Origin of the sequence: Paludibaculum fermentans (assembly GCF_051172195.1) — a bacterium.
Taxonomy (GTDB): Bacteria; Acidobacteriota; Terriglobia; order Bryobacterales; family Bryobacteraceae; genus Paludibaculum; species Paludibaculum fermentans_A.
Genome location: NZ_JBPJAQ010000004.1, coordinates 275,308 through 289,998 on the forward strand (window position 1 = coordinate 275,308; position 14,691 = coordinate 289,998).

Annotated in this window: 9 protein-coding genes; 8 read left to right on the plus strand and 1 reads right to left on the minus strand. The window is 62.5% G+C overall.

All coding sequences use genetic code 11. From position 1 onward, the window contains the following. The first annotated feature begins 44 nt into the window (after positions 1-44). The 4 genes from ACR9Y2_RS37925 (at position 45) to dnaB (ending at position 8,384) form a co-directional block, all read left to right on the plus strand. Positions 45-704 (plus strand): TetR/AcrR family transcriptional regulator, encoded by a 660-nt coding sequence (locus ACR9Y2_RS37925; protein ID WP_435047121.1) that lies wholly within the window; start codon positions 45-47, stop codon positions 702-704. 3 nt (positions 705-707) lie between these two features. After that, positions 708-1,910 carry an efflux RND transporter periplasmic adaptor subunit gene (locus ACR9Y2_RS37930; RefSeq protein WP_435047122.1) on the plus strand — a complete coding sequence of 401 codons (1,203 nt, stop codon included), beginning with the start codon at positions 708-710 and terminating at the stop codon, positions 1,908-1,910. A 16-nt stretch (positions 1,911-1,926) separates the two neighbouring features. Next, on the plus strand, positions 1,927-6,711 hold the full coding sequence (locus ACR9Y2_RS37935) for an efflux RND transporter permease subunit (protein ID WP_435047123.1): 4,785 nt from the start codon (positions 1,927-1,929) through the stop codon (positions 6,709-6,711). Between the two features lie 287 nt (positions 6,712-6,998). Then, complete coding sequence (dnaB, locus tag ACR9Y2_RS37940) at positions 6,999-8,384, plus strand: replicative DNA helicase (protein ID WP_435047124.1); 1,386 nt, start codon at positions 6,999-7,001, stop codon at positions 8,382-8,384. A gap of 3 nt (positions 8,385-8,387) precedes the next feature. Here dnaB and ACR9Y2_RS37945 read toward each other — a convergent pair whose 3' ends face one another. Further along, on the minus strand, positions 8,388-8,834 hold the full coding sequence (locus ACR9Y2_RS37945) for an SRPBCC family protein (protein WP_435047125.1): 447 nt from the start codon (positions 8,832-8,834) through the stop codon (positions 8,388-8,390). Between the two features lie 62 nt (positions 8,835-8,896). Between ACR9Y2_RS37945 and ACR9Y2_RS37950 the strand changes: the two genes are divergently transcribed. The 4 genes from ACR9Y2_RS37950 (at position 8,897) to ACR9Y2_RS37965 (ending at position 14,647) form a co-directional block, all read left to right on the plus strand. After that, positions 8,897-10,375: a sugar ABC transporter ATP-binding protein gene (locus tag ACR9Y2_RS37950; RefSeq protein ID WP_435047126.1), complete on the plus strand. Its 1,479-nt coding sequence runs from the start codon at positions 8,897-8,899 to the stop codon at positions 10,373-10,375. Next, a complete protein-coding gene (locus ACR9Y2_RS37955; protein WP_435047127.1) occupies positions 10,372-11,295 on the plus strand; it encodes an ABC transporter permease in 924 nt (307 codons plus the stop codon). Before ACR9Y2_RS37950 ends, ACR9Y2_RS37955 begins: the two co-directional genes overlap by 4 nt. A gap of 31 nt (positions 11,296-11,326) precedes the next feature. Next, on the plus strand, positions 11,327-12,046 hold the full coding sequence (locus tag ACR9Y2_RS37960; RefSeq protein ID WP_435047128.1) for an ABC transporter ATP-binding protein: 720 nt from the start codon (positions 11,327-11,329) through the stop codon (positions 12,044-12,046). Between the two features lie 123 nt (positions 12,047-12,169). Continuing rightward, positions 12,170-14,647 (plus strand): ATP-dependent Clp protease ATP-binding subunit, encoded by a 2,478-nt coding sequence (locus ACR9Y2_RS37965; RefSeq protein WP_435047129.1) that lies wholly within the window; start codon positions 12,170-12,172, stop codon positions 14,645-14,647. Positions 14,648-14,691: the final 44 nt, after the last annotated feature.

The window sequence follows — 14,691 nt, forward strand, 5'->3', positions numbered from 1 at the left end:
CGCGTTGCCTGACCAAGCTAGCGCCTGCTATCTTAGTAGTCGCTATGTTAGCGGACGCTAATTTCGAAACTCCAGTAGCCGGGAAGCAGCGATTGCGCAGCGGCGAGCGGCGGGCCGCCATTTTGCGGACGGCCGTGGAACTGTTTGCGCAGCGCGGATTCCGGGGCACGACGACGCGCGAGCTGGCATCGGCCGTTGGGGTAAGTGAGCCGGTGCTCTATCAGCATTTCGCGACGAAGCGGGAGTTATACACGGCGATTGTGGACCATATGGTGGCGGAAGCGTCGAAGACTTTCGATCTCAGTGTGCGGAAGGTGGATGACGAGCAGGACGATGTGGGCCTGCTGCAGTCGCTGGGCGAGATGATTCTGGGATGGTACCTGGACGACCCGGCGCAGATCCGGCTGCTGCTGTTCAGCGGGTTGGAGGGTCATGAACTGGCGGAATTGTGGCACGAGCGGGCCACGACGCAGTTCAAGGCCTTTGTTGCGTCCTACATGGAGCGGCGCATCAAGGATGGCGCCTTCCGGGGCTTTGATCCGCAGACTCTTGCGTTCGCGTTTGTGGGACCGATTGCCCACTATGGGTTGGTTTCGACGGTATTTCGCTGCCCGCTGCCGGATCGTCCGCGGAACGAAATCGTTCGTGAGTTCGTTGATCTTTTTTTAAATGGCATCCGCCCCCGTGCGGAAGGAGACCTGTAGTATATGTCGCGTGCCTTTTCCCTGGCCGTTCTCTTCCTTTCAGTCCTGTTAGCCGCCGGCTGCGGCAAGAAAGAACCGCAAGCAGCCCAAGCTACGACGGCACCTGATCCGATTTCGATCAAGACCGCCACAGCCGTGGCCCAGACCGTGGAGCGCGCCATCATGGCGACGGGTTCCCTGCAGCCGGATGAGACGACGACGGTGAGCTCAGAGGTACCGGGACGGATTACGAAGCTGAACTATGATTTCGGCCAATCGGTGAAGAAAGGCCAGATCCTAGCTGAGCTGGACACGCAGGAGTTGGCATTGCAGGTGGAGCGCGCGCGCGGTTCGCTGGCGCAGGCGATGGCGCGGGTGGGCATCGATCCGACGAAGGACGAGATTCCAGACACGACGCCGCAGACCCGGCAGGCGAAGGCGCAGATGGAAGACGCGAAATCGAAGTATGAGAACGCGGCCAAGCTGGTGAAGACGGGCGACATCAGCACAGAGCGTTTTACTGAGCTGGAAAAGGCGTATCGGGCCCGATGGGCTGCTTTGGAAGCGACGCAGGACGAGCTGCGGACCCAGTTGGCGGCGATCCGCTCGCTACGGGCCGATGTAAAGCTGGCCGAGAAGCGCCTGCGGGACGCGACGGTGGTGGCTCCGTTTGACGGCATTGTGCAGATGAAGCATGTGTCGCCGGGGCAGTACATCAAGGAAAATGTGGCGATTTACACGGTGGTGAAGGCGACGCCGCTGCGGCTGCGGGCGGAGATCCCGGAGTCGGCGGTCTCGGAGATCCGTGTCGGGACGACGCTGGAGTTCACGACGGAGGCGGTGCCGAACGCGACGTTCAAGGCGGTGGTGCGGGAGCTGAATCCGGCGCTGGACAACCGTTCGAGGACGTTGACGGCGGAGGCGCGGCTGCTGAACGGCGATGCGCGGCTGAAGCCGGGCTCGTTCGTGCAGGTGCGGCTGGTGACGAACAAGGCATTTCCGGTGGTGGCGGTGCCGAAGGAAGCGGTCTACACCGTGGCGGGGCTGAACAAGTTCTTCGCGGTGGAGAACGGCAAGGCGGTGGAGCACAAGATTCCGCAGATCCTGGGCACGAACGGAATGGTGGAGATGCCGGAAGGCACGATCGCGGCGGGTGCGACGGTGGCCGTTTCGAATGTGCCGATGTTGACGAACGGCGCCCCGGTACGGGTAACCGGACAGAACTAGCCGGAGGCGCACGAGCATGCAAAGACTAGCAGAGATCTGCATCAAGCGCCCGGTGTTTGCCACCATGCTGATTCTGGCATTGATGGTGGTGGGCATGGCCAGCTACCGGCAGTTGGGCGTGGACTATTTCCCCAAGGTGGAGTTTCCGTTCGTCAACATCACGACGACGCTGGCCGGCGCTTCGCCGGAAGAGGTGGAAACCCAGGTCACGAAGCCGATGGAAGAGGTGGTGAACACCATCAGCGGCATCGACGAATTGAACTCGACGTCCGCGGAAGGTGTATCGATCATTTCGATCGCGTTCCTGCTGGAGAAGGATCCGGAGATCGCGGCGCAGGAAGTGCGCGACAAGATCAACACGGTGCTGGGCCAGTTGCCGAAGGACGCGAAGCCTCCGGTGGTGGAGAAGATCGCGACGGACGCGGCACCGGTATTGAACGTAGTGGTATCGGCCAACCGCGACCTGCGGGAGATCACGAAGCTGGCGGACGATGGGCTGAAGAAGAACATCGAATCGATCAGCGGCGTGGGCCAGGTGCGTTTCGTGGGCGAGCGCAAGCGGCAGATCCAGGTGGTGGTGGACGGCGAGAAGCTGTACTCGTACAACCTGAACATCGAGCAGGTGCGGGCGGCGCTGGCGGCGCAGAATATTGAAATCCCGGGTGGACGCATCGACGAAGGAAACCGGGAGCTTTCGCTGCGCACGATGGGCCGCGTGGAGCGGCCGGTGGATTTTGAGCGGATCGTCGTGGGCAATCTCAACGGCGCGCCGATTCGGGTCGCCGATATCGCGCAGGTGGTGGATGGGTTTGAAGAGCCGCGGTCGTTGGCGCGGCTGAATGGCGAGAGCGCGGTGGTGCTGGCGGTACGCAAGCAGTCGGGCACGAACTCGTTGGACGTGATTGCGGCGGTGAAGACGCGCATCGAGCAGTTGAAGAAGTCGCTGCCACCGGACTTCAAGATCACTTACGCCCGAGACCAGTCGGGGTTCATTGAAGCCGCGTTTGAAGCGGTGCAGGAGCACCTGGTGTTGGGCGGCGTATTCGCCGGAATCATTGTGATGCTGTTCATCCGCAACTGGCGTTCGACGCTGATCGCGGCCATCTCGATTCCGACCTCGATTATTTCCACGTTTTCGCTGTTGAACTACATGGGCTTCACGCTGAACCAGATCACGATGCTGGCGTTGACGCTGGTGGTGGGTATCGTGATCGATGACGCCATTGTGGTGCTGGAGAATATCTTCCGCCACATGGAAGAGAAGAACATGACGGCGATGGAGGCTGCGGTCCACGGCACGCGGGAGATTGGCCTGGCGGTGATGGCCACGACGTTGAGCCTGATCATCATCTTCATCCCCATCGCGCTGATGCCGGGCATTGTCGGCCGGTTCATGTCGAGCTTCGGGTATACGGCGGCATTCGCCATCGGCATTTCGCTGCTGGTGAGCTTTACGCTGACGCCGATGTTGTGTTCGCGCTTCCTGCGGCTGGGCAAGAAAGCCCACGACACGAAGGCGGGCTTCTTCCACAAGTACATGTCGGTGCCGTACCACACGCTGCTGGCGTGGTCACTGAACCACCGCTGGGTGATTGTGATCGTTTCGGTTCTGGTGGTGATTTCGACGGGCCCGATGATGAGCCGCATGGGTGTCGACTTCCTGCCGGTTGAGGACCAGAGCGAGTTTGAAGTTTCGGTGCGCATGCCGGTGGGCAGTTCGCTGGAAGGCACCACGCAGGTGATGGCGCAGATCGAGAAAGACATCCGGACGCTGCCGGGCGTGCGGGACCTGCTGACGACGGTGGGCGCGGATCAGCGCCGGCAGGTGGACCGCGGATCCATCATTGTCGAACTGGTGGACACGAGCAAGCGCAAGGAAAGCCAGCGGATGCTGATGGACACCACGCGCGAGAAGCTGAAGAAGTACAAAGACCTGATTGTGGGCGTGCAGTTGCCGTCGCTGATTTCGGGCGGCGCGGACCGCGATTTCATGTACTCGATCCAGGGTCCGGACCTGAACAAGCTGGAGCAGTATGCCAAGCGGCTGATGACGAAGCTGAACACGATTCAGGGCATGGCCGATTTGGAGCTCACTTACGAATCGGGCAAGCCGGAAGTACGGGTGCAGATTAATCGTGACAAGGCTGCCGACCTGAATGTGAACGTGGCCCAGGTGGCGAACGCGATGCGCGTGCTGGTGGGCGGCGACGACCAGGTGACGACGTATCGCGAAGGGGACGACCGTTACGACGTGCTGTTGCGCGTCTCGAAGCCGTTCCGCAACTCGCAACAGGCGCTGGAGCGGCTGTTCGTGCCGTCGGCGACGCTGGGCAATGTTCCGATCTCGAACGTGGCGTCGATGGAGCTGGGCACGGGCCCGACGTCGATCGACCGCTGGAACCGCCAGCGGCGCGTGCTGATCCAGGGCAGTTTGAACAAGGGCCTGGCGTTGAGCGACCTGCTGAACACGGTGAGTGAGGAGATGGTGAAGATGAACCTGCCGCCGGAGTACCGGCACGGAGCGGTGGGCCGGTCGAAGGAATTGGGCAAGGCGGTGACGAACTTCCTGTTCGCCTTCCTGCTGTCCATCGTGTTCATGTACATGATTCTGGCGGCGAACTACGAGAGCTTTGTGGATCCGATTACGATTCTGCTCAGCCTGCCGCTGTCCATTCCGTTCGCGCTGTTGAGCCTGTTCCTGGCGGGCGAGAACTTCTCGGTGGTGTATACATCGCTGGGCATCCTGGTGCTGTTCGGCATTGTGAAGAAGAACTCGATTCTGCAGGTGGACCACATCAAGGGGCTGCGGCGAGAGGGTGTACCGAGGCTGGAAGCGGTGTTCCGCGGTTGCGACGACCGGTTGCGGCCGATTCTGATGACCACTGCGGCGCTGATTGCGGGCATGCTGCCGCTGGCGTTCGGTTCGGGCGCCGGCGCCGGTACGCGCCGGACGGTGGCGATCGTCGTGATCGGCGGCCAGGCCATGGCGCTGATCCTGACACTGGTGGTGACGCCGGTGGCGTACACGCTGTTTGACGACCTGGGCGAATTCTTCAAACGCCGCTCGCGGCGCAAGGAAGTGATCCAGCCGGTGACGGCGATGCTGTTGGTCCTGCTGCTGGTGGGCGCGGCTCCGCTGGTGGCGCAGCAGAAGGCGCAGGATCTGACATTCCCGCAAAACGCAGAGATGACGAAGATCCTGGAGGAAGTTTCGAAGGCTGAGCGTGTCGGCGTCAGCGGCAACCAGCATGGTTTGTCCTTGCAGGATGCGGTGCAGCTGGCATTGAAGAACAACCTGGAAATCGAGCTGGAGCGCACCACGGTAGCGACTTCGGTCTCGGGTTTGAAGGGCGCTCGCGGGGCGTTTGACTCCGTGGTGCTATTCTCGCCGTCACTGCAGGCGAATAACTCGCCGGCCGCCAGCAGCCTGGCCGCGGCGAACGGCAAGGTGAGTGAACACTACCTGACCAATAACCTGTCGGTGAAGCAGAAGACTCCGTGGCAGGGCCTGTCGTTCCATGTGGATTTCGACAACCAGCGGCAGAGCACGAACAACCCGTTCGTTTCGCTGAATCCGAACTTCACGTCGCGGCTGACGGCCGGATTCTCGATGCCGCTGTGGCGGTACCGGGACCTGGACAACGACCGGGCGGTGCTGAAGATCCGGACGAAGCAGAAGCTGCAGTCGGAGACGGACTTTGAGACGCGGGTGATCGACGTGATCGCGCGGACGCAGGCGGCGTACTGGGATCTGGCGGCTTCGATAGAAGATGCCGTGGTGGCGGCCGATGGCGTCAGGTTGGCGCGCGACCAGCATGAGCGCAATCAGCGGCAGATTTCGGCGGGCACGCTGGCTCCGGTGGAACTGGCGGCGTCGGAGGCGGAACTGCAACGGCGCATCGACAACTACGTCACGGCGATCGGCATGGTGACGGCGACGGAGAACGATCTCAAGACGATCGTCACGCCGGACCGCAACGATCCGTTGTGGAACGAGCGGTTGATGCCGTCGGAGCGCACGACGCTGGAGATGCCTATTGACGATCTCAAGCAGGCCATGACCATTGCGCTGGAGAAGCGGACGGAGTTGCGGTCGCTGGAACTGCGTACGCAGCAGAACGACGTCCAGAAGGATCTGGCTCGCAGTGGTACGAAGCCGCAGGTGAACCTGAACGCGAATTACATCAATTCGGGTTTAGCGGGTACGGTGCCGGCGACGTCGAGTGGTGGATTCGCGGCGGCATTCGGACCCCTCTTTGGGCGGGTGAACGATCTTTCGACCATTGCGGGATTGCCGGCCTTGCCTGCCATCAATGTGGGCGGGTCGGTGCCACCGTCGTTTGTGGGCGGCTATGGCCAGGGGTTGTCGAATCTGTTCAGCGGCAATTACCAGTCGGTACAGGCCGGGCTAACGATCGAATGGTCGCCCCGCAATCGGACGGCGGAGGCGCAGTTCGAGCAGACGGCGATCACGGAGAAGCGGCTGAAGCTGACGCGGATGCAGCTGGAACAGGGCATTACGGCCCAGGTTCGCAATTCGCTGCAGGCGCTGGAGACGGCCCGACAGCGGATGGAAGCGGCGCGCGCCGCGGAAAAGGCCGCAGCGGAGAAGATGGATAGCGAGATCCGGCTGTTCCAGACAGGTGAGAGTACGAACTTCCTGGTGCTGACCAGGCAGAACGAACTGCTGGATACGAGGCGCCGGCTGGTGGGCTCGTTCCTATTGAGGAATAAGGCAGTTGCGCGGCTGCAGCAGGTGCTGGGCACGACGCTGGAAGCCAACAAGGTGGAGCTGCACTAAGGCAGAAACGAAAACGGGACCGGCGCCGTTCCAGGAACACCGGTCCCGTTCGATCCCACTGAGCGGTACGTACCTTTTAGTAACGAAGGAACCGAAGGTGAGACCCCTTGCCCGGATTAGACCTGCGTGCCCGGGCAAGGGAACACTCCAGTCAGAATTTATTTGCGGGCGGCAAGCCGCGCGCAATCTTCACAGCGTGTCCACAGGCTGAGCCGTTGGAACATAAGGGCGCCTGAAATACTAGTTGAAAGCGCGGCTGCGGATTGCGACATTGGGAAAGTTCCACGATGTCACAGCCTTCGAAAACCGACCAGTCCTTCGAGCGGGGCCTACCGTCCAATGTGTACGCCGAACGAATGGTTCTGGGCTCGATCCTGATCAACAGCAACACGTTCATCACGGCGGCGGCCAGCCTGTCGCCGGACGACTTCTCGCTGGATAAACACCGCCGCATCTTCCAGCGAATGATGGACTTGAACAATCGGGAAGAGCGCATTGACCGCGTCACGGTGGCGAATGAGCTGATGCGGCACGCCGAACTGGAAGCGGTGGACGGCCTCACTTACCTTTCGTCGCTGGACGAGGGCCTGCCGGAAATCTTCCACATTGAGAGCTACATCGCGATTGTCCGCGACAAGAGCCTGTTGCGGCAGATGATCTATTCAGCGCAGGAGACGATCCAGCGCTGCATGCTGGCGGAGGACGATCCGGCGCTGATCCTTTCCCACGCCGAGGAAGGGCTGCTGAAGCTGGGCGAAGCGCGGGCGAAGGATTCGCTGCTGAGCGCTCAACAGGTGTTCGACAGCGAAGAGGGCGGCGTCAACGCGTTCTTGGACCCCGGCCGGCGGGTGCAGGGTGTCAGCACAGGCTTCATCAAATTCGATGAAATGACCGGGGGGATGCGCCCGGGTGAGTTGATCATCCTGGCGGCGCGGCCTGCGATGGGCAAGACGGCACTGGCTTTGAATGTGGCGCTGCACGTGGCCACGAACAAGAAGAATCCGAAGGCGGTGGCCGTCTTCTCGATGGAAATGTCGAAGCAGTCGCTGCTGACCCGACTCATCTGTTCGCTGGGCCGGGTGGACCAGCAGCGGTTCCGGTCGGGCTATCTCGATCGTGAAGAGCGCGCCCGGCTGGGCATGGCGGCGGCTGATCTTTACGAAGCGCCGATCTTCATCGACGATACGTCGAGCACCACGCTGATGGACATCAACGCCAAGCTGCGCAAGCTGCGGGCGTCAAATGACCTGGGCCTGGTGGTGGTGGACTACCTGCAGCTGATGCCGGCTCCGTCGCTGGGCCGCAACTCAAACCGTGTGCAGGAAGTGGGCGCATTGTCGCGCGGCATGAAGCTGATGTCGAAGGACCTGGAAGTGCCGTTCCTGGTGCTGTCGCAGTTGAGCCGCGCTCCGGAACAGCGCATCGGCGATCACCGCCCGCAGCTGGCCGACCTGCGTGAATCGGGTTCGATTGAGCAGGACGCGGACATGGTGGCGTTCATTTTCCGGCCGGAAGTCTACCAGAAAGACCGCGAAGACCTGCGCGGCGTAGCGGAGCTGATCCTGGCCAAGCAACGTAACGGCCCGACAGGCAAGGTGCCGCTGGTGTTCCTGCACAACTACACGAAGTTTGAGAACGCGGCCGATTCGTTCGATGACGAGCCTGGAGAGTAAGCCTTACTCTTCACACGCCTGTTTCGTGACCGCGTGGCGGTAAGTGAAGAGGCGGCGGAGTTGCTGGCGGGCGAGGGCGGCTCCGATGAGATCCGCCAGGCGGCCCCCGGGCAGGGAGAATTCCACGCGGTCGGTGAGGCGGGCGGCGGAACCTTCCTGAGAAAACTCGTGGCGATGGCTCCAGCGGCGGAACGGCCCCTGCTCCTGTATGTCCGCGAAGAGGTGGTTGCGCACGTACTCTACATGGCGCGCCACCCAGCGGAGACGGAACGGCCCCAGTTTCATTCGCAGTTCGACGCGCGCGCCGACGGAGAGTCCCCCTTCGCGCGAAACCACCTCGGCCGGCGGCCAGGGCGGCATGAGGCGCTGCAGGGCATCGGGCGCCTCGTGAAAGGCGAAGAGCCGTTCGACGGAGGTTTGGATGAGGGACGTGTGAACGAATTCGGGCATGGCTGATAAGCTGTGTAGTTCGCGTGAGCGGCACTACCGAGATGGTTCTCCAGGTCAGAGGGATGCAAAAGAGGTTTGGGGGCGTCGTGGCCCTGAGGGACGGGCACCTCGAGGTGCGGCGCGGCGAAGTGCATCTGCTGCTGGGGGAGAACGGCGCGGGCAAATCCACGCTGATGAAGATTCTGGCCGGCATGCAACGGCCGGATGCCGGGACGCTGGAGTGGCAGGGCCGGCTGGTGGACTTTGCGAGTCCGGCGGAGTCGCAGCGGGCCGGGGTGGCGATGGTTCATCAGGAGTGCCTGCTGGCGCCGCACCTGACGGTCGCCGAAAACATCTACCTGGGCCGGGAACGGCCGGCGGCGTTCGGCTTGATCCACCGGCGGAAGGCGCTGGAGGATGCGCGGCGGCTGATCGAGGAGCATCACTTTCCGCTGCAGGCCGAGTGGCTGGTGCAGCGGTTGAGCCCGGCGGGCCGGCAACTGGTGGAGATCCTGCGGGCCATCGCGCACGGGTCCTCGCTGCTGATTTTCGATGAGCCGACATCGTCGCTGCCGAACTCGGAGTCGAAGGAAGTATTCCGCATTGTGCGCGGGCTGCGCGCCCGCGGCACCAGCATCATCTACATCACGCACCGCATGGATGAGTTGAGGGAGTTGGGCGATCGCGTCACCGTGCTGCGGGACGGGGCGACCGTGTTCACGGGCGAGATGCAGGAGACGACCACGGCGGAGCTGATCCGGCACATGGTGGGGCGGCCGCTGGAGGCGGTGTATCAGCGGCAGCCGGTGGCCGCGGGCCGGGAGATGCTGCGGGTGGAGGGCCTGTCGCGGCGCGGGGTGCTGTACGACGTTTCGCTGCAGGTGCGGGCCGGTGAGGTGGTGGGCTTGGCTGGGTTGATCGGCGCAGGCCGGACGGAACTGTGCCGGGCGATCTTTGGCGTAGATCCCCTCGATGCCGGGACAGTGAGTGTGCAGGGGCAGGTGGTGCGGATCCGCTCGCCGCGCGATGCCGTGCGGGCGGGCATGGCCCTGATTCCGGAGGATCGCCAGAAGTACGGCTTAGCGGTAGGGTTGCCGGTGGCGCAGAACATGCTGATGGCTTCGCTGGAGCGGGTATCGACATTCGGGTTCCTGAATCGGGCGCGGGCGCAGGCTCTCGTGGATGGGCAGTCGGCCCGGTTGAATCTGAAGTCCGCAGCCTCCAGCCAGCCGGCAGGCAAACTGAGCGGCGGCAACCAGCAGAAAGTCGTAATTGCGCGCTGGATGACGCGGGGCGCGAACATCATTCTCTTTGACGAGCCGACGCGCGGCATCGACATCGGGGCCAAGATCGAGGTCTTCCGGCTGATCGACGAACTGGCGCGCGGCGGAGCGGCGGTGCTGATGGTGAGCTCGGAGCTGCCGGAGCTGTTGCAGGTGGCGGACCGCATCCTGGTGATGCGGCAGGGCCGGATCGCAGCCGAACTGCCCGGCCAGACGACCCAGGAGGAGATTCTGCGCCATGCCGCGCTGGGTGGCGGCGAGCCGGAGCGTGTTGCATGATCCAACGCTTGTTGCCGTTCATTTCGCTGATTCTGCTGTTTGCCGGGCTGTCGGCGGCGACTCCGCATTTCCTGACGGCTGTGAATCTGGCAGCGGTGATCCGCCAGACCGCGGTGATCAACATCATGGCGCTGGGGATGACGATGATCATTGTCGCGGGCGGCATTGATCTCAGCGTGGGTTCGATTATGGCCCTGTGCGGGCTGCTGGGCGCGATGACGATGGCGCAGGGCCTGCCGATCCTGGTGGGGATCGCGGTGGGGGTGCTGGCGGGGCTGGCCTGCGGCACGGTGAACGGCCTGCTGGTGACCAAACTGAAGATCAACCCGTTCATTGTCACGCTGGGCACGCTGGGGATCTACCGGGGGTTGGGCCTGATCATCTCGGGCGGCCTGCCCATCCAGAATATGCCGAAAGAGTTTGCGTTCCTGGGTGAGGGAGCGATCCTGCACATTCCATTTGTGTTGTATGTGCTGTTCGGGTGCGCGGCCGGCGTACACGTGCTGCTGGAGCACACGCGGATGGGCCGGTATGGATTCGCGATCGGGTCGAATCCGGATGCTGCGTTTTACGCCGGGATCCCGGTTGCCTTCCATGTGACGGCCATTTATGCGGCGGGCGGGCTGCTGACGGGCCTGGCGGGCATGATCGAGACTTCGCGGCTGATGACAGGGCAGCCGACGGCGGGGCAAGGCTATGAGCTGCAGGCGATTGCGGCGGTGGTGATTGGCGGCGGCTCGCTGAGGGGTGGCGAGGGGTCAGTGGTCGGCACGCTGATCGGCGCCTATATCATGGGACTGTTGTCGAACGGCAGCGACCTGCTGGGGATCTCGCCCTACCTGCAACAGGCGATTATCGGGGCGGTGATCATCCTGGCGGTGGTGCTGGATGAGCTGCGCAAGCGGAAAATGGCCGCCTAGCACGGCTATCCGATAGAATTTAAAGTGACAAATGGCAAAGCACGGTGAGAACCCGCCGCCTTTGGAGGCGCGCGGGCTGGGCAAGCGGTACCACAGCGGTCCGGCGGAACTGACGGTGTTCGCGGGACTGGATTTGCGGCTGGAGGTGGGCGAGCGGGTGGCGCTGACGGGCGAGAGCGGGACGGGTAAGTCCACGCTGCTGCACCTGTTAGGGCTGTTGGACGCGCCCAGCGAGGGCACCATCCTGGTGGGTGGGCAGGCTACGGAAGGCCTGGATGAAGGCGGGCTGGCGAACCTGCGGAACCGGGCAATTGGGTTCGTATGGCAGATGAATACGCTGCTGCCGGAGTTCACGGCGCTGGAAAACGTGATGATGCCGCTGTTGATTAGGGGCGAGCGGAAGGGTGCGGCGGAGCAGGCGCAGGGGCTGTTGGGCGAGGTGGGACTGGCGGCGCGGGGCCATCACCTGGCTGGCGAGCTCTCGGGCGGAGAGCAGCAGAGAGTAGTTTTGGCGCGGGCGCTGGTGGCGGGTCCGAGGCTGCTTTTGGCCGATGAACCGACGGGCAACCTGGACGAGCGGACGGGTAAGATGATCATGGAATTGATCGAGGAGGTACACGAGAGGCGCAGATTAACGACTCTTTATGTAACTCACAATCCGGCGTATGCGGAGCGGGCAAGCAAGGTTCTGGAACTCCGGGGAGGGAAAATACGGAATCTGGGTGCGCAGGGGACCCCTCCGGCATCTTAGAATTAGGACAGGGCGCGCTGCAGACCGGCGCGCCGGAATGATGCATCGGCTCTGGTCGCGCCGGTGCTGGGAAGCCAGGGGCATCTCCGTCCGAGTCCCGGGCTCCACGAGAGGCGCAAACCTATGTTTGAACGCTATACAGAAAAGGCGCGGAGAGTAATCTTCTTCGCGCGCTATGAGGCCAGCCAGTTCGGCAGCCCGTACATTGAGACGGAACATCTGCTGCTCGGGCTGCTGCGGGAAGACAAGCCGCTGGCGAACCGCTTTTTGCGGTCGCAGGCGAACATCGAGTCGATCCGCAAGCAGATCGAGGCGCAGACGACTGTCCGGGAGAAGGTATCGACGTCGGTCGACCTTCCGCTGAGCACTGAATGCAAACACGTCCTGGCGTATGCGGCAGAAGAGGCCGAGCGCCTGGGGCACAAGCATATCGGCACGGAGCATCTTCTACTGGGGTTGTTGCGGGAGGAGAAGTGCTTCGCGGCCGAAATCCTCCACGAGCGTGGCCTGCGGCTCAACCAGGTGCGCGATGAGATCGCGCGGGCGAGTTCCGAGAAGACCACCGCATCGCGACCGAAGGAGTCTTCGCTGCTGAGCGAATTCAGCCGCGACCTGACGCAATCGGCTTCCGACAGTGCATTGGATCCACTGATCGGCCGCGACTATGAACTGGAGCGTGTGATCCAGATTCTTTGCCGCCGCACGAAGAACAATCCGGTATTGATTGGCGAGCCTGGCGTGGGCAAGACGGCCATCGTGGAAGGGTTGGCGCAGAAGATCAGCGAAGGCGATGTCCCCAGCTTTCTGGCGGACAAACGCATCCTGGCGCTGGACCTGTCGCTGATCGTGGCCGGCACGAAGTATCGCGGCCAGTTTGAAGAGCGGCTCAAAACGATCATGAAGGAGTTGATGGAGAACCAGAACGCCATCATCTTCATCGACGAGTTGCATACGCTGGTGGGCGCCGGTTCGGCCGAAGGGTCGCTGGACGCCGCCAACATCCTGAAGCCCGCGCTTTCGCGGGGCGAGATTCAGTGCATCGGCGCCACGACGCCGGCGGAATATCGCAAGTCGATTGAGAAAGACCGCTCGCTGGAACGCCGTTTCCAGGCGGTGAAGGTGCCGCCTCCGAGTGAAGCGGACGCCTGCCGGATTCTGTTCGGCATCAAGGAACGCTACGAGAAGTTCCACGCTGTCGCCTATACGGACGATGCGATTGAAACCTCGGTGTTCGCCTCCAGCCGGTTTATCCCCGACCGGTTCCTGCCCGACAAGGCGATCGACCTGATCGACGAGGCTGGGGCGCGGGTGAAGCTGCGGCAGACCACGTTGCCGCCGGACATCAGCGACATCCAGAAGCGGGTGAAGTTCATTGTCCATCGCATGGAGACGGCCATCGCGAACCACGAGTTCGAGAAGGCGCGGTTCTATAGCGATGAAGAGCGCAAGGAACGCGAAAACCTGCGGCTGCTGCGCGAGAAGTACAACCTGGACGATACGTCGACGGGCGTGGTCACGAAGGACGACATTGAAGAAGTCGTCGCCAAGTGGACCGGCGTGCCGATGACGGCGATCAAGGAAGAAGAAGTCAGCAAGCTCATCCGGATCGAGGAAGAGCTGCACAAGAGGGTGATCAGCCAGGAGAAGGCGATCAGCGCCCTGGCGCGCGCCATCCGGCGTTCCCGTGCGGGTTTGAAGTCACCCAAGCGGCCGTCGGGCTGCTTCCTGTTCCTGGGCCCCACAGGCGTCGGCAAGACCGAAGCTGCGCGGGCCTTGGCCGAGTTCCTGTTCGGCAGTGAGAAATCGCTGATCCGCTTCGACATGTCGGAGTTCATGGAAAAGCATTCAGTGTCGAAGCTGATTGGTTCGCCTCCCGGCTATGTCGGCTATGAGGAGGGCGGGCAGCTCACCGAGCGGGTGAAGCGGAATCCTTACTCGATCATCCTGCTGGATGAAATCGAGAAGGCTCATCCGGACATCTACAACATCCTGCTGCAGGTTTTTGAAGACGGCCAGTTGACCGATGGGATCGGCAACCAGGTGGACTTCAAAAATACGATCATCATCATGACCTCGAACCTGGGGGCGCGGTTCCTCGACAAAAAGGGGCAACTGGGCTTCGCGGCGCAGACGGCCTCTGGCGTGCCGTCCAAGATCGAGGACATGGTTCAGGCGGAAGTGAAGCGCGCCTTCAATCCTGAATTCCTGAACCGCCTGGATGAGGTGATTCTGTTCACCTCGCTGGCGGAAGAGGATCTGGTCCAGATCATCGACCTGATGGTGGCCCAGATCAACATCAACCTGGTGGCGAAGCAGATCAAGCTGAAGCTGGCGCCGGATGCCGCAAAGTACATTCTGGAAAAGACCTGCACGGACCGCAGCTACGGCGCGCGGCCGCTGCGCAGGGCACTGCAGAAGTACATCGAGGATCCGCTGTCGGAGGCCCTGATCCAAGGGTCGCTGCTGCGTCCGGCCGAGTATGAAGTCTATCTCGGCGAGACGGGCATCTTCTGCCGGGTGATCAACCCGGAAGGCGATGTCGCCACGGTGGGCGCTGGCGGACCTTCGTCCGGCGAAGCCATCTCGTTGTATCCGTTCTAAGCAACACCAAACCCGCAAGCAAAAGGGCCGCCCTCAAACGGGGC